This is a genomic window from Flaviaestuariibacter flavus (genome assembly GCF_004337505.1).
GTDB classification, from domain to species: domain Bacteria; phylum Bacteroidota; class Bacteroidia; order Chitinophagales; family Chitinophagaceae; genus Flavisolibacter; species Flavisolibacter flavus.
Map to the genome: position 1 here is coordinate 45,790 of NZ_SJZI01000011.1, position 24,432 is coordinate 70,221.

Annotated in this window: 20 protein-coding genes; 6 read left to right on the forward strand and 14 right to left on the reverse strand. The window is 58.3% G+C overall.

Annotated elements, in window-relative coordinates; all coding sequences use genetic code 11:
• Window positions 1-49: 49 nt before the first annotated feature.
• On the reverse strand, window positions 50-460 hold the full coding sequence (locus EPD60_RS07345) for a hypothetical protein (RefSeq protein WP_131448385.1): 411 nt from the start codon (window positions 458-460) through the stop codon (window positions 50-52).
• A gap of 183 nt (window positions 461-643) precedes the next feature.
• Here EPD60_RS07345 and EPD60_RS07350 point away from each other — a divergent pair, with 183 nt between their 5' ends.
• The gene (locus EPD60_RS07350) at window positions 644-1,633 is read left to right on the forward strand and encodes a M48 family metalloprotease (RefSeq protein WP_131448387.1); all 990 of its coding nucleotides are present in this window, start codon (window positions 644-646) and stop codon (window positions 1,631-1,633) included.
• A gap of 72 nt (window positions 1,634-1,705) precedes the next feature.
• Here EPD60_RS07350 and EPD60_RS07355 read toward each other — a convergent pair whose 3' ends face one another.
• Together EPD60_RS07355 and EPD60_RS07360 are read right to left on the reverse strand one after the other, a co-directional pair.
• On the reverse strand, window positions 1,706-3,955 hold the full coding sequence (locus EPD60_RS07355) for a Tex family protein (protein ID WP_131448389.1): 2,250 nt from the start codon (window positions 3,953-3,955) through the stop codon (window positions 1,706-1,708).
• Window positions 3,956-4,118: 163 nt separating this feature from the next.
• The gene (locus EPD60_RS07360) at window positions 4,119-5,327 is read right to left on the reverse strand and encodes a type IX secretion system plug protein (RefSeq protein ID WP_165871457.1); all 1,209 of its coding nucleotides are present in this window, start codon (window positions 5,325-5,327) and stop codon (window positions 4,119-4,121) included.
• A gap of 226 nt (window positions 5,328-5,553) precedes the next feature.
• Here EPD60_RS07360 and EPD60_RS07365 point away from each other — a divergent pair, with 226 nt between their 5' ends.
• Window positions 5,554-6,792: an ABC transporter permease gene (locus EPD60_RS07365; protein ID WP_131448393.1), complete on the forward strand. Its 1,239-nt coding sequence runs from the start codon at window positions 5,554-5,556 to the stop codon at window positions 6,790-6,792.
• A 131-nt stretch (window positions 6,793-6,923) separates the two neighbouring features.
• On the opposite strand, the gene EPD60_RS07370 is transcribed toward EPD60_RS07365, so the two are convergent.
• Window positions 6,924-7,661, reverse strand: a complete 738-nt coding sequence (locus EPD60_RS07370) for a TrmH family RNA methyltransferase (RefSeq protein ID WP_131448395.1) — start codon at window positions 7,659-7,661, stop codon at window positions 6,924-6,926.
• 17 nt (window positions 7,662-7,678) lie between these two features.
• Here EPD60_RS07370 and EPD60_RS07375 point away from each other — a divergent pair, with 17 nt between their 5' ends.
• Complete coding sequence (locus EPD60_RS07375; RefSeq protein WP_131448397.1) at window positions 7,679-10,009, forward strand: BamA/TamA family outer membrane protein; 2,331 nt, start codon at window positions 7,679-7,681, stop codon at window positions 10,007-10,009.
• A gap of 107 nt (window positions 10,010-10,116) precedes the next feature.
• On the opposite strand, the gene truB is transcribed toward EPD60_RS07375, so the two are convergent.
• From truB to EPD60_RS07405, 6 genes are all read right to left on the reverse strand, one after another.
• Complete coding sequence (gene truB, locus EPD60_RS07380) at window positions 10,117-10,818, reverse strand: tRNA pseudouridine(55) synthase TruB (protein WP_131448399.1); 702 nt, start codon at window positions 10,816-10,818, stop codon at window positions 10,117-10,119.
• A 125-nt stretch (window positions 10,819-10,943) separates the two neighbouring features.
• Entirely contained in the window at window positions 10,944-12,290 is a 1,347-nt protein-coding gene (locus EPD60_RS07385; RefSeq protein ID WP_131448401.1) for a DUF58 domain-containing protein, read from the reverse strand.
• Complete coding sequence (locus EPD60_RS07390) at window positions 12,290-13,267, reverse strand: AAA family ATPase (protein WP_131448403.1); 978 nt, start codon at window positions 13,265-13,267, stop codon at window positions 12,290-12,292. The genes EPD60_RS07385 and EPD60_RS07390 overlap by 1 nt, the downstream gene beginning before the upstream one ends.
• Before the next feature lies 1 nt (window position 13,268).
• Window positions 13,269-14,462, reverse strand: a complete 1,194-nt coding sequence (locus tag EPD60_RS07395; protein ID WP_131448405.1) for a DUF4350 domain-containing protein — start codon at window positions 14,460-14,462, stop codon at window positions 13,269-13,271.
• Window positions 14,459-15,259: a DUF4129 domain-containing protein gene (locus EPD60_RS07400; protein WP_131448407.1), complete on the reverse strand. Its 801-nt coding sequence runs from the start codon at window positions 15,257-15,259 to the stop codon at window positions 14,459-14,461. Before EPD60_RS07400 ends, EPD60_RS07395 begins: the two co-directional genes overlap by 4 nt.
• Window positions 15,252-16,217, reverse strand: coding sequence for a stage II sporulation protein M (locus EPD60_RS07405; RefSeq protein ID WP_131448409.1), 966 nt, complete (start codon window positions 16,215-16,217; stop codon window positions 15,252-15,254). The genes EPD60_RS07400 and EPD60_RS07405 overlap by 8 nt, the downstream gene beginning before the upstream one ends.
• 82 nt (window positions 16,218-16,299) lie before the next feature.
• Here EPD60_RS07405 and EPD60_RS07410 point away from each other — a divergent pair, with 82 nt between their 5' ends.
• Window positions 16,300-17,112, forward strand: a complete 813-nt coding sequence (locus EPD60_RS07410) for an RDD family protein (RefSeq protein WP_131448411.1) — start codon at window positions 16,300-16,302, stop codon at window positions 17,110-17,112.
• Between the two features lie 229 nt (window positions 17,113-17,341).
• Here the strand turns inward: EPD60_RS07410 and proS are convergent, their stop codons facing one another.
• Entirely contained in the window at window positions 17,342-18,820 is a 1,479-nt protein-coding gene (gene proS / locus EPD60_RS07415) for a proline--tRNA ligase (RefSeq protein ID WP_131448413.1), read from the reverse strand.
• Window positions 18,821-18,983: 163 nt separating this feature from the next.
• On the opposite strand from proS, the gene EPD60_RS07420 reads away from it, so the two are divergent.
• A complete protein-coding gene (locus EPD60_RS07420) occupies window positions 18,984-19,616 on the forward strand; it encodes a hypothetical protein (protein ID WP_131448415.1) in 633 nt (210 codons plus the stop codon).
• A gap of 26 nt (window positions 19,617-19,642) precedes the next feature.
• Entirely contained in the window at window positions 19,643-21,184 is a 1,542-nt protein-coding gene (locus EPD60_RS07425) for an OmpP1/FadL family transporter (RefSeq protein WP_131448417.1), read from the forward strand.
• A gap of 128 nt (window positions 21,185-21,312) precedes the next feature.
• On the opposite strand, the gene miaA is transcribed toward EPD60_RS07425, so the two are convergent.
• The 3 genes from miaA to EPD60_RS07440 all read right to left on the reverse strand — a co-directional run bounded on the left by miaA (window position 21,313) and on the right by EPD60_RS07440 (window position 24,401).
• Window positions 21,313-22,230 carry a tRNA (adenosine(37)-N6)-dimethylallyltransferase MiaA gene (gene miaA / locus EPD60_RS07430; protein ID WP_131448419.1) on the reverse strand — a complete coding sequence of 306 codons (918 nt, stop codon included), beginning with the start codon at window positions 22,228-22,230 and terminating at the stop codon, window positions 21,313-21,315.
• A gap of 81 nt (window positions 22,231-22,311) precedes the next feature.
• Complete coding sequence (locus tag EPD60_RS07435; RefSeq protein WP_131448421.1) at window positions 22,312-22,881, reverse strand: IS1096 element passenger TnpR family protein; 570 nt, start codon at window positions 22,879-22,881, stop codon at window positions 22,312-22,314.
• Between the two features lie 98 nt (window positions 22,882-22,979).
• On the reverse strand, window positions 22,980-24,401 hold the full coding sequence (locus EPD60_RS07440) for a CCA tRNA nucleotidyltransferase (RefSeq protein WP_131448423.1): 1,422 nt from the start codon (window positions 24,399-24,401) through the stop codon (window positions 22,980-22,982).
• Window positions 24,402-24,432: the final 31 nt, after the last annotated feature.

The following is a 24,432-nucleotide window of genomic DNA, read 5'->3' on the forward strand; positions in this document are numbered from 1 at the left end:
AAAAGTGGATAAAAAGCGGGAAAAATTCCAGGGTGCTAAGGTTCTGACGTTAGTCCTGGGCCGACGCATCTTTTGCCGCCGGTATTTTTTCGGGTGCCAGCAGCACCGTCAGCAGCATCAGGAGGCTCAGCACCGGGAGCGCCCAGAGGGCCCATTGCTTTTCGGGGCATTCGCCCCCTTCGCAGGCGCCGATGCGGAGCAGGTTTTTGAAGGCCCAGGCCACGTTGAAGGCCATAAAAAAGAGGCTAAGGCGCCGCGCCCACACCCGCGGCACAAAAATCAGCACCAGGAAGATGACGGCGAAAATGAGGTGCAGGTAACCGGGCTTACCGAAGTTGGTGCCCGTGGTGTCCATCCCCGTTATCTCAAGGCCTTTCGAAACGATCCGCACCCAGGGCAGGAAACAGCACCAGATCAGGAGAACAGCACAAAGAGCGCCAAGCGGCTTCAGGAATCGCATGGCGCGAAGATAATGTGCTAATGGGGTAATGGGATAATGCGGTAATGGGATAAGCGGTAATCCGAACCTCTTGAACCTCCTGAAGCTTCCTCCCCGTTTTTCCATTAACGTTAATTAATCTAAGCCCGTGTTAAGCCCTGAAAAAAGGCTGGCGACCGGCTCCAAATTTGCTTTTAGCGGTGCATGAATAACCGTATCCTATTCCGCCCCTTCGTCCTGCTGTTTGCCCTCCTGGTGGGCGCCGGCGTGAATGCCCAGCAGATCGTGATCCGCATCGGCACCCACCCCGGGAGCACCGCGGGAATGCTGAATAACTGGACGCCCACATCCTCGGCGGCGGCCAGCTCGGTTGCATCCGAAGCACCGTATTATGTGCAGGAGATCATGAATACCGTTGGCCTCAAGCCCAATTTCAAGGTGCAGGCCGCCCGGATCGACAATGCCGCCGCCGTTATTTATGGCGGGCAGCGCTATATCCTTTACAACCCGACCTTTATCGACGAGCTGGTGCAGCGTACCGGCAACAAGTGGGCTGCCGTGAGCGTACTGGCCCACGAGATCGGTCACCACCTCGATGGCCACACCGTTACCAGCGCCGGCTCGCAACCCGAGTTGGAGCTGGAAGCCGACGAGTTTTCCGGCCTTGTGCTGCACCGCATGGGTGCCTCCCTCGCCGACGCCCAGGCTGCCATGCGCACCATCGCTTCCGACGCGGCCACCCGCACCCATCCGGGCCGCAGCGATCGCCTCACCGCCATCGCCCGCGGCTGGAACAAAGTGAGCGGCCCCGGTGAAACCACCGATATCGCGAGGGTAATGCAGCAGCCCCTCCCCGCTCCTGCTCAAGGCGGCACGGCCCAGGCACCGTCCCGTACTTCTACGGTACGCTCGTCAACGGTTCGCGGCAACAGCGGCGGCCTCTCCGACCGCAACATCCTGGGCGTGCTCACCTTCACCAACGATCCGCGCGCGCAGTATTATGTAACTACCGGCTATAACGTGGTAAAAGTGCAGCCCAATGGCCTGCAGGTGCTCGGAAAGCTGGCGCGCAGCAACAGCAGCAACTATCCCTACGTCATTTACGACGACCAGACAAAGCTGCTGGTACATACAAGCGGTGCCGTTGTGTCGCAAAGCGGCCGGACGGTTGGCAAATTGACGCCAAGAGCCTAGTGCTTCAGGCTCATTATGACAAAGGGGCCCCGGCGGGGCCCCTTTGTGCAAACGCATCCGCGCAACAGCAGGTTACTTCTTGAACTTACTCTGGAGACTCGCCAGCTTATCGGCAAAGCTCTCCTCTTTTTGCGGCGCCTTGTTTGCGGGCGCCGGCTTGCTGAAGTTCTTTGCAGGACGCGCCTCGTTTTTCTGCGGTGCCGCGGTCTTCATCGTAAGGGCGATGCGCTTACGGGCTACATCTACCTCGCTAACCGTTACCTGTACTTTCTGACCAAGCTTCACCACCTGGTTGGGATCGCTGACAAAGCGGTTGCTCAGCTGCGACACGTGCACGAGGCCGTCCTGCTTCACACCGATATCCACGAAGGCACCAAAGGCCGTGATATTGGTAACGATGCCCGGCACCTGCATGCCCGGCGTTACGTCCTCGATGCTCTTGATCGTTTCCTCGAAGCGAAACTCTTCCACCACGCCGCGCGGGTCGCGGCCCGGCTTTTCAAGCTCCTTGAGGATATCATCGATGGTATAAGTACCTACCGTTTCATTCACATACTTCTTGCGGTCGATCTGCTTGCGGAGCTCCGACTTTCTGATCAGGTCTTCGAGCGTCGCCTGGAGGTCCGTCGCCATCTGTGATACAAGCCCATAGCGTTCCGGGTGCACCGACGAATTGTCGAGCGGGTTTTCCGAGCCGGGGATGCGCAGGAAGCCTGCGCACTGCTCGAAAGACTTCGGCCCCATCAGCGGTACTTTCTTCAGTTCGTCGCGGCTTTTAAAGGGTCCGTTCTGGTTGCGGTACGCTACAATGTTGCCGGCCAGCGTTGTAGAAATACCGGACACGTATTGCAACAGGTGCTTCGATGCCGTGTTAACGTCAACCCCCACGAAGTTCACGGCGCTTTCCACCACGCGGTCGAGGGCGCTCTTGAGCTTCACCTGGTTCACGTCGTGCTGGTACTGCCCCACCCCGATCGATTTGGGATCGATCTTCACGAGCTCGCTGAGCGGATCCAGCAAGCGGCGGCCGATGGAGATCGCGCCGCGCACCGTTACGTCCTGGTCGGGAAACTCTTCCCGTGCCACCTCAGAAGCGCTGTAGATCGAAGCGCCGCTTTCGTTTACCTGGAAGATGCTTACCGGCTTGCCGAAGTCGATGCTGCGCACCAGCGCCTCGGTTTCGCGGCCGGCGGTGCCGTTGCCGATACCGATCGCCTCGATCTCGTATTTCTGTACCAGGTATTTGAGCTCGTGCACCGCGTTGTCGCTTTGGTGCAGGTAAATGACGGTATGATGCTGCAATGCACCCTGCGCGTCGAGACAAACTGTTTTGCAACCGGTGCGATAACCCGGGTCGAGGGCCAGCACACGCTTGGATCCCAGCGGCGAGGCCAGGAGCAACTGGCGCAGGTTTTCGGTAAACACCGCGATCGCTTCCTCGTCGGCTTTATTCTTGCTCGCCATGCGAAACTCATTTTCGATCGAAGGCTTCAGCAGGCGGTTGTAGGAATCTTCCAGCGCGCGGCGCACTTCGGCGGCCGCAGGTCCCGATCCTTTCACGAACTGGCGGTCCAGTAGTTCTACGGCGGTGGTCTTGTCTACGGTAAGGTCCATCAGCAGGTAACCATCTTTTTCACCGCGGCGGATGGCCAGGATGCGGTGCGACGGGCTCTTCTCCAGCGAGCCGCTGAATTCGAAATAGTCACGGTATTTCTGCGCCTCCGGCTCGTCCTTCTTCGACTCCAGTACTTTCGAAACAACGGTAGCCGTTTCGGTAAACAGTTTGCGGATGCCGGCACGGGCTTCCTCGGTTTCGCTAACCCATTCGGCGATGATATCGCGGGCGCCCTGCAGGGCTTCTTTTGTGTCCTTCACCTGGTCGTTGAGGAAGGCGGCAGCCAGCTCGTCCAGGTTCAGATCGCCTTCCTGCGCAAAGAGCTTCTGCGCCAGCGGTTCGAGGCCTTTCTCGATTGCCTGCGTGGCGCGCGTCTTGCGCTTCGGCTTATACGGGAGGTAGATGTCTTCAAGCTCGGTGGCACTGAAGCACTCGTCGATCCGCTTTTGCAGCTCCGGGGTGAGCTTGCCCAGGTCGCCGATGGTCTTGAGCACCGTTTCCTTGCGCTTCACGAGTTCGTTGAAATAGCCGATCTCCTCCACCACGTTCCCGATCTGCACTTCGTCGAGACCGCCGGTGGCTTCCTTGCGGTAACGGGCCATAAAGGGGATGGTGGCGCCTTCGGCGAGCATGCCGTCAACGGCGGTGATCTGTTTGGTGGCCAGGGAAAGCTTCCCGGCAATTTGCTGGATATACTTCGGTTCCATTCGCTGCAGTGTCTTTTGTAGGGCGGCAAAGGTAGGCTGCGCGGGCGAGAGAAAGACCGCAGATTTATTATGATCTGTTATGATTTACGCGGATGTTGGTACCGATATCCGCGTTAATCATAAACAGGCTGCGCGTTCCGCTCGCGGAACCAGCGTTCCTTCCCTACCGCTGCCGCAGCTCGTCGCTGAACAGTGAGCTCACCCGCGACGCCCCGATCAGCTCGTCGGCCTGGGCACCGAAAGGACGGTAGTAAACGAGCACGATATAGCTGTTCTCGGTCGACCAGTTATTGCCCTCGGTGGCCTCGAAGTCCGGGTAGCCGCCTTTTCCACTCGGAAGGGTCATGTACTGGTAGTTATAATAGCCCTGCTTCAGATAAAGGGTGGCTTCATAGACGCCCTTGTCGGAATTGAACGTCATCAGGCCATCTCCATCCTGCGCATAATTGGTCAGCTCGCCGAATACATACACGTCGCGCCCCTCGATGGCCTGCCCCCCGGGCGGCTGGAAGCGGAAATGGACGGCGCCGTACTCGGTTTGCCAGAACGGGTTGAGGCCTTCCATCGACTCGATGGAGTAAGCGCCGTTAAGATCGCGATAGTAAACCCGCATCTGGCCGTTGCGGGGCGCATCCGGCCGCATGTAGATTTGGGTGGTATCGGCGCGGGTGTTGATCGACTCCACGCGGTCGCTCATAAGACGCAGGCTGCGGATATCGGCCCATCGCCATTCCATGCCGGCGGGAATGCCGGTGAGCGTTTCATCGCTGTACTCGTAATAATTGCCCCGGTAAATGGTGGGCCGGTTAAACTGCAGGGAGGTTGCCCAGTTGTTATTCTGCAGCACCACCACTTTGAGGTCCTGCGGGCCCATGAGGCGCACGCGCCGCTCGTCGGGCGTAACCCCGATGAACAGCTTCTGGTGGGTGCGGAAGTAGCGCGCATTATAAGGCTGCTGCACCTGCACCGCCACCACGGCCTTGTTGTCGGTAACCACGAATCGCTTTGAAAAGGCAAGCTGCGAGGTATCGCCGTTGATGAACACCTTCAGCAGGTAGTTGCCCGAGCGGGAAGGCGCGCAGTTGCGGTCGGGAACCGAGGCCTGGTAATGCGTGTAACGCGTCGAGGTCATCGACGACTGCCGGTAGTTGGTGATCCGCACGTTGCGGAAACCCTGGGTGTATTCGAATGGATTGAGAATGCTCGGCGACCAGTCGGCGTTGCAGAGCTGGAAGGCGTAATAATAATTCTTTACGTCGGCATCGAGGTCGTCGAAGTGAAGTTCCAGGCCCTCTGCCGAGTTGAGTGCATACATCGGGAAAGAGGTCTGGTCGCCGGGGCGGTAGAGCTTGACGCTGTGGATATCACCCACATAGCCGGAAGGATCTCTGATCTCGGATCTCCGATCTCGGATCTCAGGGTGAAGACCTCCGGTTTTCCCACTAGCGAAAACCGGTACGAGGGAAAGGGAACTTATCAGGAAAAGGATAATACGTTTCATATCGGGGCGTTCTATTGCGGGTGCCTTTATCTTTACCGCGTTGATCCAGAAGACGCGCTCAGGCGCCCGATGGTTCCCGAAGAAACGAAAAAACACTGTGAATATTTCCTCCTTCATTGCCCGCCGGATCGCCTTCAACCAGCAGCGCAGCTTCTCGCGCTTCATCATCCGCCTCTCTACGGTGGCCACGGTGATCTCGGTAACGGTGATGATCGTCACGCTCTCCTTCGTAAACGGCTTCCAGGATGCGGTAAGCGAGAAGGTCTTTTCCTTCTGGGGCCACATCCGGATCGGCTACCGGCAGCCGGGGAAGGTGGCGATCGCCGAAGAGGCGCCCATGGAGAAAAGCGATTCAATTGTTCAAACGGTGCGGGAGATGCCGGGCGTACGCTCCATCCACCCCTTTGCCACGAAATACGCCATCCTGAAAACGCCCGACGAGATGGAGGGCACGCTCATCAAGGGGCTCGATGACACCTACGATTCGGCTCATATCAAGCCTTATATCGAAAAAGGCGGGCGCTGGATTCGCTTCGACGATTCGAGCTATACCCGCGAGATCGTGGTTTCCCGTTATACCGCCAACCAGCTGCGGCTGAAGCTCCACGACCGGCTGCTGATCTACTTCGTGCGGCCCGACGGCTCGCTGCGTCCCGACAAGCTGAGCATCGTGGGGATTTACAAAACGGGCATCGAAGAGTACGATAAGACCTTTGCCCTCGGCGACATCCGCCTTATCCGCCGCCTCAACGGCTGGTCGGCCGACGAGATTGGCGGTTACGAGGTGTTTTTGAAAGACTACCACAACATGGATGCCGTCAGCAGCCGGATCTATGAGCAGCCCTCTTTTCCGCAGCTCTGGGAAACCCGCACCATCCGCGAGATCTACCCGAATATCTTCGACTGGCTCGGCATCGTGGCCAACAACGGCAGTGTGCTGCTGATCATCGTTGCGGTGATCGTCATCATCAACTTCATCACCTGCCTCATCATCCTGGTGCTCGAGCGCGTGCGGATGATCGGCATTCTCAAGGCCGTCGGTGCTACCGATTGGGCCATTCAAAAGATCTTCCTCGCCCATTCGGCGATCATCACGCTGACGGGACTCGTGATCGGCACCGGGCTTTCGCTGCTGCTGATCTGGCTGCAGCAACGGTTCCAGTTTGTGCACCTGAAGGAAGAAGAGTATTACATGACCACGGCTGCCGTGCGTGTCGACTGGACGCAGGTCGGCGCCGTTGTGGGCGGAACCCTGGTCATTTCATTACTGGTATTGTTGCTGCCCTCGCTGATCGTGCGGCGGATCCGGCCGATCCAGGCGATCCGCTTTAGCTAGACCAGCGGAGAGAAAGAACGCTGATTCCGCGGACGGAATGCGCAGATTGGTTATGATTTTTTATGATTAGCTGACGCACGCAATCATATCTGCGTAAATCATAAGAATCATAGAAGATCTGCGGCCTTTCTCTACCGCGGCTTTGTCAGCTCACTCAGCATAATCCCCGTCGCCACCGCCGCATTCAGGCTTTCGGCACCACCAATACGGGGTATCGTCAGTTTGACGGTAGCGCGCTCCTGGAGCTCCGGTCGGAGCCCTTTCGATTCGTTCCCGATGAGCAGGATGCCGCCCGCATTGCCACTGTATTCATACACTGAAGTGCCGCCGAGCACCGCGGCCAGCACGGGAAGGGTTTGGCGGGAAAGCCAGGTGTCTTCCTCATCGTACCAGATATTGACGCGCGCCAGCGAAGCCATCGTGGATTGCACCACTTTCGGGTTGTACAGCTCGGCGCATCCGGGCCCGCACACGATGTGACGAATGCCGAACCAGTCGGCGATGCGGATGATGGTGCCGAGGTTGCCCGGGTCCTGGATGGCATCAAGGTAAAGCGCCAGCTCCCTTTGCAGCACGGGCTCGCGGGCCGGGAGCTGCCGTGCAACCAGGAGCACCTCGTTGGGCGTCTGTAGCTGGGAGATGCGCGCCAGTTCTTCCGGTGTGACCGGCTGCAGGAGGCCGTCGGGGACGGCGGCAGCATGTGCGTCGATCCATTGCGGTAATGCATAAACGCTTTCCACCGCCTCCGGGATCGCGGCAAGCAGCTCCCCTACTACTTTCGGGCCTTCGGCAAGGAAGCGGCCGCTCCCGGCGCGCCCTTTTTTCAGGCCTAATCTTTGAATATCTTTGAGCACTTGTTTACTGGGCATGGCCTGTAATTAACTGTATGATCCATTCGGCAGCAATTCGCACCAAACGCGTCAAAAATAGCATCCTCCTCGCTGCCCTGCTCCTGTTTTTAAGCGCCTGTTCGGTAAAAGACTATCCCGCAGGCAGGCCTTTTGTATACAATGCCGAGGTGCATGTGGTGGGCGGAGACGTTAAGCCCGACGACCGCAAGGACCTCGAAAGCCGCCTCTACCAGCAGCTCCACGACAGCATCGCGGTGCGCCGGGTATCGAAGTTCTTCTTCTCCCAGCTTAAAAACCCGCCGGTATACGATAGTACCAATGCCGACAAATCGATCGGCTTCATGAATGCCTTGCTGCATTCACTGGGGTATTACCGCGACTCGATCTGGTACAATGCCGACATCCGGGCAAAAGACGACCAGCAGCGCACCACGGTTCGCTTTTACGTGGATGCCAAAAAGCTGTTCAAAGTCGACTCCATCAGCGTCGCGCTGAACGACACGGTACTCAACAGCCCGCGCCAGGCGGCTTCGCTCGATACGCTGCAGCAGCTTACGCTGGCGGCGCGTGCCGGTTCGGAAGTAAAAAAAGGGGCTCCCTTTGCCAAGCCGCTGCTTTCCTCAGAACTCGATCGCCTTACCAATATCTACCGCAACAATGGCTACCTCCGGATGACGCGCGACGAGCTGCGGGTGATCTGGGACACGGTAGGCATCGGGCTGCTGCGTCCCACAGCCGACCCACTCGAGCAGGCCCAGTTGCTGGAGGCCCTGCAACACCGGCGCGAAAACCCGGTGGCCGACATCGAGTTCCGCCTGCGCCCCATCACCGACAGCACGAAGCTGGTGCGCTACCATATCGGCAACGTGACCATCTTTCCCGATCTCAACGCCGAAAACAGCAAGCTCCCGGTTGTCTATAACGACTACTACCGCGACGTATTTATCAAGCACTACGAGGACCGTTTCAAGTTCCGCGTGCTTACCGAAAACATTTACTTCAAGCGCGGGCAGCTGTACGACCAGCGCATCCACCAGAAAACGGCCAACCGGTTCAACTCGATACCGGCCTGGCGCACCGCCAATATCGAAGCCGTGCCGCGGCCGGGGACGGATTCCGTGGACATGATCATCCGCCTCGCACCGGCGCAGAAATACATTTACGACTTCAACATCGAAGCGAGCCAGAACCTCGGTGGTCTTTTTGTAGGAAGCAATCTGGTAGGTATAAATCTCAACCTGCAGAACCGCAACTTTGCGCAGCGGGCCGTGCAGGCTACCTATAGCCTGGGCGTGGCCACCGAGCTGAATTCCACCGTGACGCAAACAACGCAGCTTTCCGGGGGGTATTCACTTGTATTTCCCCGATTCATCCCTGGCTTCCGGTTGCCTGCAAAGTGGCGCGACGCCAATCCACGCACGTCGATCGGCATCAATGCGCGGTATATCCACCGGGTAAACTACCTCGACCTCGTGGGCGTGAACGCCTCCTGGGGATACGATTTTTCCCTTCCTAAATGGCTGGTGTCTGTTCGTCTTCCCAATGTTGAGTTCACAAGCGTACAGCGTCGGAGTATCCTTGACACCCTGATAAAAAACAACAAATCGTACAAGTACATTTTTAACGACGGTCTGGTAGTATCTACAATCCTTAGCGCAACCCACAGCCGTGTGAAAACCCGCACCACCAGCATCCTGCGTCTCGGTGCCGAGATTTCAGGACTTTTCCTGGGAATGGGAAAATCCGCGTTCCTGGATACAACCCTGAAGCGCTTTTTTAAATTCGATGCTTCGTATGCCCAAAACCGGAAGCTCGGGCAGAACTCGGTGCTTGCCTGGCGGGTGCTTGGGGGCGTTGGCTACAGCTATCCCGGCGACAACGACAGCCGGCGTTATATGCCCTTCTTTAAAGCCTACTTCGCCGGGGGCGCCAACAGCATGCGGGGCTGGGGCCTGCGCAAGCTGGGGCCGGGATCCACCATCCGCACGTTCGCCCGTGATTCCTTCCCCGAGCGCTTCGGCGACATGCAGCTCGAAGCCAATATCGAATACCGGTTCCTGGTGGCCAATATCCGGGGCGTGTTCGTGAACAGCGCGGTCTTTGCCGATTTCGGAAACGTGTGGTACCTGCGGGAAAACCCGGATTTTCCGAACGGAAACATTAAGCTGAACCGCCTCTGGCAAGACATCGCAATCGACGTCGGTACCGGCGTACGCGTCGACTTCGGATTCATCAAGATTCGCCTTGATTATGCCTACAAGGCAAAAGATCCGAGCCCGGCCGACCCGAACCTGCAGAACAAGCCTTTCCCGAATTTCAAGGTGCTGGGAGGAACGGTGCAGTTGGGGGTGGATTACCCGTTTTGATTTAGAGGGAAAGAATGCAGATTTTTTATGATCTGTTATGATGCACACTGATGTCGGCACCGGCATCTGCGCAAATCATAATCAATCTGCGCATTCCGCTTACGGAATCAGTGTTCTTTCTCTTTCGCTAATTCAAGACGGATCTCTTCTTCCCACTCACCGACCGTCTTCGACTGATCAAGGGTGAATGCCCCGATGCGGGTGCGGCAAAGTGCGCTCAGGTAGCCGCCTACGCCGAGTGCGGCGCCGAAATCATTGGCAAGGCTCCGGATATAAGTGCCGGTGGAACAAACAACGCGAAAGTCAACTTCCGCGCCTTCGATGCGCGTCAGCTCGAACTCAGAAATCGCTACGGTACGCGGCTCGAGCACCACCTCCTTTCCGGCTCGGGCAAGCTCGTAGAGGCGCTTGCCGTCTTTCTTAATGGCCGAATGCGCCGGTGGCAGTTGCTGGATAGTGCCGGTGAATTGTGCCGTGGCGGCGCGGATTTCGTCGGTGCTCAAATGCCCGATTGCCTTGAAATCGCGGGGCTCGCTTTCGAGATCATAAGTAGGCGTGGTAGCGCCCAGGGTGATGGTACCGGTGTACTCTTTCTCCTGCGCCATAAACTCGTTGATCCGCTTGGTGAACTTCCCGGTGCAGATGATCAGCAGCCCCGTGGCCAGTGGATCAAGCGTGCCGGCGTGCCCGACCTTCTTGATGCGCATCGTGTTGCGCAGCTTGCGCACAGCGTCGAAGGAGGTCCAGCGCAGTTCCTTGTTCACCAGCAACACCTGGCCTTCCTCATATTTGTTCAGCGGCTTGTTCATCGGGCGCAAAGGTACGGTGGACGAGAAAAAGAGAACGAGAGAACGTGAGAACAAGACAAAGAGAGCTGGTCAAATTTGAGAACGCATCTCGTTCTTTCACCGCTCGTCCTCTTGTTCTCTCGTTCTCAAATCCCCGCGCGGTTCTTTACTTCCAGGTATTTGTTGATCGTCTGCACCGTCAGGTTCTCCGGGGAGGTGAGCAGGGCGAGAATGCCGTGCTTGCGCAGCTCGCGCACGATGAGGCGCTTTTCCTGGATGAACTTCTCCGCGATGGTTTTAATGTAGATCTCTTCGACGTTTTTTGCCGATTTCTGCGTCAGCTCTTTGAGCTCGGTGTTTTCGAAAAATACCACCACCAGCAGGTGGTAATGCGCCATCCGTTGCAGCGAAGGCAGCTCCCGCTCCAGGCTTTCAATTGATTCGAAATTGGTAAACAGCACCAGCAGGCTGCGCTGGGTAATACGATTGCGTACCACGGCAAAGAGCCGCTCGAAGTCGACATCCAGAAAAGTGGTTTCCTGCTTGTAGAGGGTTTCCAGGATCTGGCTGAACTGGCCGGGTCGCTTGTCGGCCGCCAGGAAGGCGCCGGTCTTTTGCGCAAAGGTGATCAGGCCCGCCTTATCCTGGCGCTGCAGCGCCACATTGCTCAGCACGAGCGCCGCGTTGATCGAATAGTCCAGCAGGGTCATCCCGTTAAAGGGCATCTTCATGGCGCGGCCCTTGTTGATGATGCAGTACACCTGCTGGCTGCGCTCGTCGGTAAAGTTGTTCACCATCAGGTCGCCGCGGCGGGCAGTGGCTTTCCAGTTCACGGTTCGGTAATCATCGCCCCGCACATATTCCTTTATCTGCTCGAATTCGAGGCTGTGACCCAGGGCCCGCTGGCGCTTGATGCCGGCCTCCTGCAGGCGGTTGGCGGCCGCCAGCAGCTGGAAGCGGCGCACTTGCAGGAAGCTGGGATACACCTTCACCGTCTGCTCCTGGGCAAAGCGGTAGCGGCGGCTAACGAGGTCGAGCGGCGAGCGGGCAAGCACGTTGATGGCACCGAAGTCATAAGTACCACGCTGCACCGGGCGAAGTGAATACGTGATGCCATCTTTCTGCCCGCTGCCCAGGTGCAGGAAGCGTTCCCAGGACCGTTCCTGGAACTGGAAGGGCAGCTCGTCGATCACCTTCAGCGAAACGGGAAAGCCGTACGCATTGTGCACCTGTAATTGTACGGTGTTTTCGTCGCCGTTGCTGAACCGGTCGGGACAGATACGTGCCGCGCGGATGCCGCGGCGGGTGTACAGGAGCAGCGTATCGGCGGCAATCGCCACCACCCCGAACAGCAGGCACAGCTGCGCCACGGCGAAAAGCACGGGCACATAATAGCTGGCCATGAACAACACGCTGATCACGAAGCCGGCATAATACACCTTCGGCCTCGGGAAAAAGCTGGTCTGGTTGAGCAGGTAGCGAAGCTTGTTCATCAACGCGGGATATCTATCGTTTGAAGGATCTGTTTGATCACGGTGTCTTCAGTCACTCCTTCCATCTCCTTTTCAGGAGTGAGGATGATACGGTGCCGCAGCACCGGCGGGATCACCTCCAGGATGTCATCGGGCGTTACGAAGTCGCGGCCGCCGAGGGCCGCCACCGCCTTCGAGGCATTCATGATCGCCAGCGATGCGCGGGGCGAAGCGCCGAGGTAGATGCTCTTGTGGTTGCGGGTGCTGCTGACGAAGTTGGCGATGAAGCGCAGCAGTTTTTCTTCGATCACAAAGGAGCGCACCTGCTCGCGGAGGCGCACCACGTCGTCGCGGCGCAGCACGGGCTGAATGGCGGCCAGCACTTCGGCGGTGGCCTGGTGGTTGAACTGCTTCAGGATGGCGTACTCCTGGTCGGCATCGGGGTATGACACCACGATCTTGAAGAGGAAGCGGTCGAGCTGCGCCTCGGGAAGGCGATAGGTGCCTTCCTGCTCAATGGGATTTTGCGTGGCGATGACCATGAAGGGCGGCTGCATCGGGTAGGTCTTGCCGTCGATGGTGATCTGCCGCTCCTCCATCACCTCAAAGGTTGCCGACTGCGTTTTCGCGGGTGCGCGGTTGATCTCGTCGATGAGCACGACGTTGCTGAAAAGGGGGCCCTTCTTGAAGTCGAAGGTTCCTTCCTTTGGGTTGAAGACCGGCGTACCGAGCACATCGGAAGGCATCAGGTCGGGGGTAAACTGGATCCGCGAGAACGGTACGTCGAGGCTTCGGGCCGTCAGCTTGGCCGAAAGCGTTTTCGCCACGCCCGGCACACCTTCCAGCAGCACATGACCGTCGGCCAGCAGGGCGGCGATAACGAGACGCACCAGCTCCTCCTGTCCCACGATCACCGTGCGGATCTGGTGCTGCACGGCCGCGATGGCTTCGCTGAGTGCGCTGAGGTCGGTTCTCTGTTCAAAAATTTCTGATTCCATTCTATATAGTTTGATAATAGGCTTCTAATTGCCGGTGCAGGTCCTGCAGTTCGGCGGGCGTGGTGCGGCCTTCGTGGCGCAGGCGGGCGACGAGGTCCATCAGCGACTGCAGCCGCTCGCGCGGGTAACCCGAGCGGGCCTCCAGGCGCTGCACAAACTCGCTGTCGAGCACCGTCGTATTGATCTTGTAATGATGGCGCACGCCTTCGAGGAAATACTGGATCATCTTGAGCGCCAGGTTATGATCGTCGCGCTTGTCGTAATAAAGGCGCCCGACGGTTTTTACAAAATCAAGCGATTCGTTGCGCGGCGCCGGGTGCGGCGGGATGGGGCGCTGGCGGCGACGCATCTCCGACAACAGGTAGAGCCCCAGGATGAACAATAACACCCAGAACGCCCACGCAAAGGGCTGTTGCTTCATCAGCACCCCGAGCCAGTTGGGCTCGCCCCCGGCGCCGCTGTGCGCGGTCAGGTAGTATTCGTTCCACACCAGGCGGCGCAGCCCTTGCGGCAGCACGGAAAACGCCTGTGCATAATAGGTTTCATTACCGGGCTGCAGCAGGAAATAATTGGTGAAGGCCATGGGCTCACCGTGCAGGAAAAGCGCGCCCTTGCCGACGCGGTATTGCAGAAAATTCGGATGGTCATCGCCGTCGGTGCCCAGCACCACGGTGCTGTCGGCACCGCGGAGCGAGAAATGGATGCCGGCCGAAGGCCCCGGAAATGTATAGCGCTTTTCGTTGAAGCGTGGGGCGCGGAGCTGCACCCGCAGCGTGTCTTCACCCTTCAGGGAGTAGAAAGTCGAATTATAGAGCCGAAGGCGGTCAAACACGGCACTTGAAAAATCGGGCGCGATGCAGAAAACGTAGTTACCCTTTTCCACGAAGGCCAGCAGTGTCTCGAGCTCGTCGTCGGTGGCGGCAAGTTCGCGCCCGACAAGCACGACGGCCTGCCCGCCGGTGTTGACGTCGATCGAATCCCACGCGCCCGGCGCATTGCGGTCGTTGACCAGGGGCACCCCGGGAAACAGATCGGGCACGAGGCCCCGCGCAATGCTGTAGCCGTAGGGAATACGGTCTTCATAGCGCAGGGTGATGCGCTGGTTGAATTCCTTGCGCCGCCCGCCCCCGATCACCAGCACGGCGATCACCACCAGCAGCAGGGCCCCGCCGATCAGCAACCCGTTCCGTTTCATACAAACTGCTTTTTGAGGTGATCGATGTCTTGCTCCATGTAATCGTAAGCGGCGCGGGTCACGGCCATTTCACCGTACCAGGCATATTCAAAGGTGCGGGTGATGCGAAAGAAAGGGTTGAAATAGTTGGTGCCAAGCAGCTGGCTCACGTATACCCCGTTGGGGCGCTCGTGGCGGTACTGGATGATATTGCGCCCGGCCATCTCGCGGAGGAGCTGCAGGTAGCGCGCCCGGATGGCCGAGCGGTAGTCGCCGGCGGCGAGCGCGCGTGCTACGTCCGCGTCGTAGTCGCGGCTGAAGAAATCGGCTTCGGCATCCGCAGCCGTGCCTTCATCGTCAGCATTCGGAACGCGCCGGGCAAACGGGTTGACGTTGAGCGAAAGCAGGAAAAAGTACAGCAGTGCCGCACAGCCAAGGGCGATAAGCGCCCAGAACAGGTAGCGCATCGCTCCCGACTCGAAAAGCGAAGCAAGCCAGCTTTTACCCTCCGGACGCTCTTCTTTGTTGCGGTGGTTCCAATACCAGTAATCCTTCGAGCGCCGCATGGAGTCCAGCTGCGCCGGCGGAACGCTCCGTGCGGCAACGGGCGCGCGGTCTTCGGGGCGTACGGGTAACAGGTAATTTTTCGGGGTATTCTCTTCGGAATCACTTCTTTCTTCCGATTCAACCGTCGTGGTCTGTTCATCCGCCGATACAGGCGCCTCCGTTACCACCACCGTATCCGATTCATCCGTTGCCTGGGCACCGGCGGAAAAGCCCAAAGCCAGCATCAAAGCAAGCAGCCAGAAATTACGCATGGGCGGCCTCCTCTTTGCGCACCTGGCGCCACACACGGATCGGGTAGATCACAAAGTATCCGATTACAAACAGCAGGCTGGCAAGCAGGATCGACCCGCTTGCATAAAGCGGCATCTTGTAATGACGCGTGATAAAGCCTTCGATAAAAGCGGCCACCATGAACACGGGTATCAGGGCGAGTACGATCTTGATAGCGTCCTTGCCGCCTTCGCGGAAGGCCGTGAGGCGACGCTGGGTCCCCGGGAAAAGAAAGGAAGTGCCGAGTATGGCACCAGCCCCGCAGGTCATGATGATGGCGGTGATTTCAAGGGTGCCGTGCAGCATCACCGACACCAGCCAGTTGAAGCCGAGGCCGTGCTGGTAAAACATGTATTCGAAGGCGCCGATGCGCACCGATTCGCGTCCCAGCGCGATGATGCTCGGGATGCCGAGCAGGATGCCTTCACCAAAGTAGTGCAGTGATACCTGGATGTTGTTGAGCATGATCATGATCCACATCAGGAAGGGGCTCGTGTCGCCATAAACGTCGAAAGGATTGCCGGCAGCGATATTCTTTTCTGTCATATCCACGTACGCATCGCCCAGCATCTGGCGCACGAAGCTTTTTTCCTGCATCGCGGAGAAGAACCCGACGCTAAAGAAAACCAGGAAAACGCCCAGGGCGAACAGCAGCACGCGGTAGTGGCGCGCGATCGCCAGGGGCACGTCGCGTTTTACAAACAGCGCGAGTCGGTTCGACGGATCCTTGCGGTTCTGGTAAATATTGAGGTAGATGCGCGAGGCAAGCGCGTTGAGGTAGGCCGTGATCTTGCTGGTCGGATAAAAAGTTTTGGCGTAGCCCAGGTCGTTGACCAGCCGGGTAAAATGGCTGGCGGTTTCATCGGCATTGGCGGTACGGTCGTGCTCGATCTGCTCCCAGTGGTCCTTGTTCTTCTTGATAAATAAACCTTCGCGCAAACGGGTCTGTTTAGGCTTCGTAAAATACAGATTTTTCACTTCGCCGCAGCCGATTTAATCCTAACTTGTCCCCATCGCGCTTATGTCCACCATCCACATTCCCACGAGTTTCAACATCAGCATCACCTTCCCCGCGGCTTCCTTTCACCGGCGGCTGGGTGCCTGGGCCATCGACCTGGCGATCCTGATCACCTACCTGTATTTCCTCACCAAGATCTTCAGCGCCTTTGTGAGCGGAACGCCCTTCGATGAAGACGCCGAGCGATCGGTAGTCCGCGGCATCTGGATGTTCCTGACGGTGGTGCCCATCTTTACGTACCACCCGCTTTGCGAGCTGTTGCTCAACGGGCAAAGCATCGGCAAAAAAGTGACCCAGCTGCGGGTGATCAACGACAAGGGCGGACGTGCCAGCATCTCGCAGGTGCTGATCCGCTGGCTGATCCGCACCTCCGACTACATGGTGCTGGTGGTGATCCTGATGTCACTGATCGCGAGCCGCTACCCGCAGGTGCTGACGCAGGTCGGTATTGCCTTCGGCCTGCTGGCCCTCGATATCATCCTGGTAAACGTAACCGCGCGTCACCAGCGGCTGGGCGATATCCTCGCCCATACCATCCTTATCCGGACCACCCAGAAGACCGGCATTGAAGAAACCATTTTCCAGCACGTGGTAGACACCTATACGCCGCAGTTCCCGCAGGTGCTGCAGCTTTCCGACCGCGACATCAACGCCATTAAGAATATCCTCGACTCGGCCCGCAGGCACCACGACTATGCCCTCGCCGAGCGCGCCGCCGACAAGATCCGCAACCACCTCCGGATCGACAATTCCATGTCGCCTTATGATTTCCTGGAGATTTTGCTGAAGGATTATAATTATTTGACGACGCACTGACCTCCCCCCGGCCCCTCTCCGGAGCGGAGCGGGGTGACTCTGTGGATCATTCTTAATGTTTGTTACTGTCTGCTGATTGAACCTCGAAAGCAAAGAGCGGATGCCTTCGGCATCCGCTCTTTAGTATAGGATTAAACAGAGGACTGCTTAAACACAACAGGAAACTACCCGAGAGTCACCCTTTCCCCTTGGAAAGGGGCCGGGGGATGGGTTTGGGCCGGGGCTGAGGTCAATACGCCCGGGCAAACAGCACCCGTTGCGTACTCGGCTTCCCGGTGAGGATGCACTTGCCTTCCTCCAGCGGGTTGTCGAGCGGAATACAGCGGATCGTGGCTTTTGCTTTTTCCTTGATCGCAGCTTCGGTTTCGGCGGTGCCGTCCCAGTGAGCGGAAACGAAACCCGTTTTCTCATCGAGCACACGCTCGAATTCTTCCCAGGTATCTGCTTTGGTGATGTGTGCGTCGCGGAAGGCTTTGGCACGGGCGAATAGGTTGTCCTGTATTTCTACAAGAAGGCCCTTGATGCGCTCCGCCAGCCCTTCCAGCGGCACGGTCGATTTCTCTTTCGTATCGCGGCGCGCCAGCTCCACCACGCCATTGGCCAGGTCGCGGGCACCGAGGGTAACGCGCACCGGAACGCCTTTCAGCTCGTATTCGGCAAACTTCCAGCCCGGGCGGGTATTGTCGTTGTCGTCGTATTTCACGCGGATACCGGCGGCTTTGAGCTCGGCGATCAGCTTATCGGCATGCGGTGCCATTTCGGCCTTGCCCTCGTCGCCCTTGTAGATGGGCACGATCACCACCTGCAGCGGTGCGATCCGCGGCGGCAGCACCAGGCCCTGGTCGTCGGAATGCGTCATCACGAGGCCGCCGATGAGGCGGGTGCTCACGCCCCAGGAGGTAGCCCACACGTATTCCTGCTTGTTCTCTTTGGTGAGGTACTTCACTTCGAAAGCCTTGGCAAAATTCTGCCCCAGGAAGTGCGAGGTGCCGGCCTGCAGGGCCTTGCCGTCCTGCATCAGGGCCTCGATGCAATAGGTGTCTTCGGCGCCGGCAAAGCGCTCGGCGGGCGACTTCACCCCCTTGATGACGGGCATCGCCATATACTCTTCTGCGAAGGCGGCATAGACGTCGAGCATCTGCTTCGTTTCCACGATGGCTTCATCGGCGGTGGCGTGCGCCGTGTGGCCTTCCTGCCAGAGGAACTCGGCCGTGCGCAGGAAGAGACGCGTACGCATTTCCCAGCGCACCACGTTGGCCCACTGGTTCACCAGGATCGGCAGGTCGCGGTAGCTCTGGATCCAGTCTTTATAGGTATTCCAGATGATGGCTTCGGAAGTAGGACGCACCACGAGCTCTTCTTCGAGCTTCGCCTCGGGGTCCACCATCAGCTTGCCTTTCTTTTCCGGGTCGTTCTTAAGCCGGTAGTGCGTCACCACGGCGCACTCCTTGGCGAAGCCTTCGGCATTCTGCTCCTCGGCTTCGAAAAGGCTTTTGGGCACGAAAAGCGGGAAATAGGCGTTCTGGTGACCGGTGTCTTTGAACATCCGGTCGAGCACGTCGCGCATGTTTTCCCAAAGGGCATAGCCATAGGGCTTGATCACCATGCAGCCGCGCACCGCCGAATAGTCGGCGAGGCCGCCGCGGAGGATGAGATCGTTGTACCACTGCGAATAATCCTGTTCCCGGGAAGTAATTTCTTTGCTCATGATGTTATGGCGATATTTGCTAATGTTTTGTGAATGCGAACCTGCTGCGCAACTGTTAAATGTCCTTTTGCCAACTTTACAGCAAGACCCTCCTGCCACCTGTCGCGGCCGGGGCGCCCAAAAGTAACACATCCCTCCGATTGCACCTTATAAAGAAGCGCTTATGAAACCTGTTCTACCTGTCCTTCTTTTCTCCGCGGCACTTGCGGGCTGCAGCACTACTTACAAGTCGGGACAAACGCCCGACGACGTTTATTACGCAGCCGGCCGCCCGGTGCGCGAATACGAGGAAGTGGAAGAACGCAGCGTGGCGCGCCGCGACGAGCCCACGACGCAGGAAGACCGCTACCTGCGGATGCGCGTCCGCAACCGCCAGCGCTGGTCCGACCTCGACGAATACTACCGCGATCCCTACGCGTACAACTACCACTACTGCCAGTGCGGCTACGCCGTGAACCCGCGTCTCTCCTGGGGCTACTACTATTCGCCGTACAGCTATTACGGGCCGGTGGTATACCGCCCGGTAGTGCCCAACACGCCGCGCCGTTTCAACTTTGACGGCTGGCAGACGCCGCCGGCACCGACCGTGCAGACGGGAGGCAAGAACGAATATTACACGCCGCCCGCCAACAGCTACGAGCCGCGTAATACCCGCGGCGGCTCGCTCCGCGATGCCTATAACAATGGCAGCAGCTCGGGCACGCCGACGCGCAGCAGTTCGTCTTCTTCGTCCAGCTCCTCGTCTTCGTCCAGCTCCTCCTCGGGTAGCCGCAACGCAGGCGTGCGCCGATTCTGATTCCTGAACCTCCCGAATACACCCATATGAACAAAGGGATTTTCCTGGCCCCGGTGCTGCTTGCAGCGGGTGCCCTCCGCGCGCAGGAGCCGACCGACGCGCTGCGCTTTTCGCAAACCTTTCCCGGCGCCACCGCCCGTCAGCAGGCCATTGGCGGCGCCATGGGCTCACTTGGCGGCGACTACGGCGCCACTTTCGTCAACCCCGCCGGACTCGGGTTCTACCGCACCGGTGACTTTGTATTCACGCCCTCCTTTCATTGGGGCGATACGAAAGCCGATTACCTTGGCCGCACCGAAAAAAGCAAGGAGCAGCGCTTCGACTTCAGCTCCATCGGCGTTGTGCTCGGGCATGCGCAAGGCAAACGCGGAGAACGCGGTTCTGCCTTTACCCTCGGCTTCAGCACGCAGGCCGACTTCCGCAGCGAGCTGCGTTACCTGGGCCGAAACCGGCAAAGCTCCTACTCGCAGCGGTTCCTGGAAGAACTGCAGCGCTCCGGTGTGCGTGATGGCTCGGCGGCCTACCTGTATCCCACCGGCTCCAGCCTTGCGATCAATACGTTCTGGCTCGACCCGGTGAAAGACGGTAGCGGCGCTGTTACGGGCTTCGCTACCAATTCGCCCATCGCCACCGGCCTTATCCAGGAGCAGTACATCCGCAGCCGCGGCGGCATTTACGAAGCCGCGGTGGGTGGCGGCGAACAGGTGACGTCGAAATGGTTCGTGGGCGGCACGCTCGGCATTCCGTTTCTGTATTACGACCGTAAGGCAACGTTCACCGAGGCCGATGCTACAACGGACACCTCCAACCGTTTCGACTTTGCCGAGTACCGCGAAAACCTCAACACCTCCGGTGTCGGCATCAATGTGCGACTGGGCGCGATTTACAAGCCTACCGAATTCTGGCGTCTTGGCCTGTCGTTTCAATCACCGACACTCTATAAACTCACCGACCGTTATTCATACGAGCTGACCACCAACACGGAGCATTACGAAGGCGAGTGGACCGATTATTCGAAGGACTATAATGACGGTAAGGAAAATGAATTCAGGTACCGCCTGGTAACGCCGCTCAAGGTTACCGGCTCGGTGTCCTTCGTCATCCGAGAAACACAGGATGTTTCAAAGCAGCGCGGCTTCATCACCGCCGACGCCGAATTCGTGCACTACCCGATGATGAAATACCTCACCGACAACGACGCAGAAACGGATGACAGCGGCAACCAGCCCTACCTCGACGAGCTGAACCGCGCCATCAGGAACGCGTACCACAGCGCTTTCAACTTCCGCGTGGGTGGCGAGCTCAAATTCACCACCTGGATGGTGCGCGCAGGCGCGGCCTACTACGGCAACCCGTACAAGGAAGTAAACGGCGGCACCGGCCACCGGCTCAACCTGAGCGGCGGCCTCGGCTACCGGGATAAAGGTTATTTCATTGACCTCACCTATGTGCACAGCCTTCAAAAAGATATCAACGCGCCGTACCGGCTTGCCGGTAGCCCCTACCCGATCGCCAGTACCAACCGCATGCAGGGAAATGTGGCGTTAACAGTCGGGGTGAAGTTTTGAGAGAAAGGAAAAGAAGGTTCTAAACCGCGAAGAAAAAAGTTGAATAAGCGTTACGCTAAGGAATACAATTGAAAAGGTCCCGCCTGCGGCGGGACCTTTAACGTAACAACTTAGCATATCGCTTCTTCTTATTCTCTTAGCGGTGAAAGACTCTTATTCTCCTTCAAATAACTTATTACTGTTTCAGAATCAGGCGCCATCCACGCGCTTCCTTCCTCCTTCCGGAACCAGGTGAGTTGTCGCTTTGCATAATGACGCGTATTGGTTTGAATATCATTTACCGACGCTTCAAGTGTGCACTTGCCATCGAAATGCTCGAAGAGTTCTTTGTAGCCAACGGTTTGCAGGGCGTTGAGTTTGCGCAATGGCAGGAGCGCCCGGGCTTCTGCTTCAAGCCCGTCGGCCATCATCTGCAGCACCCGCCGGTTGATGCGGTCGTAGAGCTCTTCGCGCGGCAGGTCGAGCACGATCTTCACCACATCAAAGGGACGTTCCGACGGCTGCCGGCTGTGAAAGTCGAGGATGGAGCGGCCTGTTGCCTGCTTCACTTCCATAGCACGCAGCAGGCGGTGCGGGTTCTGCGTTTCGCCGGACGCGAAATAGTGCGGATCGGATTTTGCCACGAGTTGCTGCAACCACTCCAGGCCGTATTTTTCATAATCGGCCTGCAGCCCTTTCCGTATTTCTGCGGGGATTTCGGGGATGGCATCCATGCCTTCGCAAAGTGCCTTGATGTAAAGACCGGTGCCGCCAACCACTACGATCGTATCCTGCTTTTGAAAAACGCGGCGCGTTACATTCAGCGCATATTGCTCATACGAAGCCGCATGGAGGTTGTCGTATACCGAATGCGAGGCTATGAAATTGTGGCGCACCTTTGCCCGCTCCTCGTCGGTGGGGCGTGCCACGCCTATGTTGAGCTCGCGGTAGCACTGGCGGCTGTCGGCCGACAGCACTTCGGTTCCGAACGCCAGGGCCACATCGATGGCCACGGCAGTCTTTCCAACGGCCGTCGGCCCGGCAATAACGATCACGGTCTTTTTCATCGCCGGTAAAGGTCGCAAATAAAAGACCGCTGCGGTGCAGCGGTCTTCGATATTCCTTATCCGATATTCGTTATTCGATATTTAAAAATCCTCACCGCCACCTTCGTCATGACCCGACTCTTCGGGGCTGTGGTCGTCGCCACCGCCTTCGCCTTCGGTGCCGAAGCCTTCGGCGTCCTTGCTGAGGTCATACTTTTCTTCCACATCGGCAAAGCGTTCGCCGAGCAGGCTCTTGGCGCCGTACTGGCTCGGGGCGATGCCTTCGGAACGTACCGTGGTGGGGTAGGTCACTTTCGGGTTTTCTTCTTTCGACACACCGATCAGGGATACAAGGAAGGTCCAGTTCTTTGCCAGGTCGTACACGTATACGAATTTCTGGTTCGGGTCCTTGATCTCCGATCCGATCGTCACGTCCTTCATCAGCAGGGGCGCCATGCGGTAGGGCCGGTCGTAATGCTCGAGCGTGATCTCGCGGCCGCGCTGCCAGTTGTCGTTGCTGCGGAAAAACGTGGCGGCGTGCTTGTTGTCAAACTCGAATGCCTTCAGGATCGCGTCGTGCAGCTGGAAAAAGGTGTGTGTATGGCGGATGGCGATATCGCGGTAAACACTATCGTCATCCTCGTACTGTACTCGAAACTTAAGAATCGCCATGCAGGGTTGCCAAATGGGTGAACGTCAAAAATAAGGAGAAACACAGGAATCTCGGATCTCGGATCTCGGACCTCAGATCTGCGGAAAAGCCGGATTATTTACACGGGGCGCTTGATTCCGAGCTCAGCCGCTTTCACCAGCATAAACTGGAAAGCCGCCTCGTATTCGTTGGGAATATGCCCGTCCAGGATCGCGTTGCGGATGGCGTCCTTGATCTCTCCTACGGCGCGCGAGGGCGGCAGGGCAAAGGTTTCCATGATGAGCTCGCCGGTGATGGGCGGCTGCCAGTTGCGCATCCGGTCTTTGCCTTCCACCTCGATGCAGCGCTGCTTCACCAGCTCGAAGTTGTCGAGAAAGCGCTGCACCTTGGCTTTGTTCTTCGACGTTATATCGCTTTCGCAAAGGATCATCAGGTCATCGAAGTCGGCGCCGGCATCGAAAAGAAGGCGGCGGATGGCCGAATCGGTGATGTCTTCCTTTGAAAGCGATATAGGGCGCAGGTGCAGCTCCACCAGCTTGCGCACGTATTTCTGCGGTTCGCCCAGCGGCAGCTTGAACTGGTTGAAGATCTTGGGTACCATGCGCCCGCCCACCACCTCGTGGCCGTGAAAGGTCCAGCCGTGGCCTTCCTCGAAGCGCTTCGTGGCCGGTTTGGCGATGTCGTGCAGGATGGCCGCCCAGCGCAGCCAGATATTGCCGGTTCGCACGGCCACATTATCCAGCACCTGCAGGGTGTGGTAGAAATTGTCTTTGTGCCCGAGTCCATCCACGAATTCTGCACCGGCGAGGTCGACCATCTGCGGGAAAATGAGCTCCAGCAGCTTCGAATCGTAAAGCAGCTTAAAGCCGACACTGGGCTTAGGGCTGGCGATGATCTTGTTGAGCTCATCGGTGATCCGCTCCTGGCTGATGATCCGGATGCGTTCGCGCTGCTCGCGGATGGCCCGGAAGGTGGGCGGGTGAATGCGAAAACCGAGCTGCGATGCAAAACGAATGGCGCGCATCATCCGCAGGGGGTCGTCGCTGAAGGTGATGGCGGGCTCCCCGGGCGTACGGATCAGGCCTTCCTTCAGGTCGGCCATCCCGTTGAAGGGGTCCACGAGTGTGCCGAAGTCGTCGCGGTTGAGCGAAATGGCGAGCGCGTTGATGGTGAAGTCGCGGCGGTTCTGGTCGTCTTCCAGCGTACCGGGTGCTACCTGCGGGTTGCGCGAGCCGCGGCTGTAGCTTTCCTTGCGGGCACCTACAAATTCGAGGTCGAAGCCCTCGGGCATACGGAACTGCGCCGTGCCGAAGTTTTTGAAGAAATGCACCCGCGGACGTGGCCGGAACTGCTCCGCGGCCGCATCTGCAAGCGCGATCCCGTCGCCGATGCATACGAAGTCGGCATCCTTGGTGGGACGGCCGAGCAGCTTGTCGCGCACAAAGCCACCGACCAGGTAAGCCGGAAGGCTGTTGGCTTGCGCCGCCGCGGCCACTTTCTTCAGGATATCGAGCTCGTATGGAGAAACCGGGATGTCCATGGGGCGCAAAGATAAGGCTCCCGGGAAGGTT